The following is a 455-nucleotide window of genomic DNA, read 5'->3' as shown; positions in this document are numbered from 1 at the left end:
AAGCAAGCCGGATATTTGTGGATCACGTCACGCTCGCGGTCGGCATTCACGTGGCCAAGACGTATGGCGGCATGGTTGCGCAGATCCGGCCACCGCGCGGCGGATTGGCTCCTTGGCAGCTGAAACGGGCCGAAGAGACGCTCGCCGCCAGTCTTCAGGGTGACGTCTCGTTGGCGGATTTGGCGAATGATTGCGGCATATCGGCAAGTCATTTTGCCCGCGCATTTCGGCAATCGACCGGTCTATCACCCCACCAATGGCTTCAGCTGAAACGCGTGGACGAGGCCAAGGTCCTGCTGCGCGAGAGACGGCTATCACTGTCGGAAGTCGCCCTTGCTTCCGGCTTCGCTGATCAAAGCCACTTTACCCGGGTCTTCTCCCGCTTGACCGGTGTCAGCCCCGGCGTGTGGCGCCGAAATCTAGACTAATGTCTTAGACTTCTCGTGGTCGAAACG

1 protein-coding gene is annotated in these 455 nt (G+C 59.8%); it reads left to right on the top strand.

Annotation, left to right across the window (positions count from 1 at the left end; translation table 11 throughout):
- Positions 1-428, top strand: a 428-nt coding sequence (locus AC5ZGW_RS47030; RefSeq protein ID WP_496114258.1) for a helix-turn-helix domain-containing protein, incomplete at its 5' end; no start/stop codon positions are given.
- Positions 429-455: the final 27 nt, after the last annotated feature.

Source organism: Bradyrhizobium sp. Crot121, from assembly GCF_059512385.1.
This window is presented reverse-complemented; position numbering and strand designations above follow the sequence as displayed.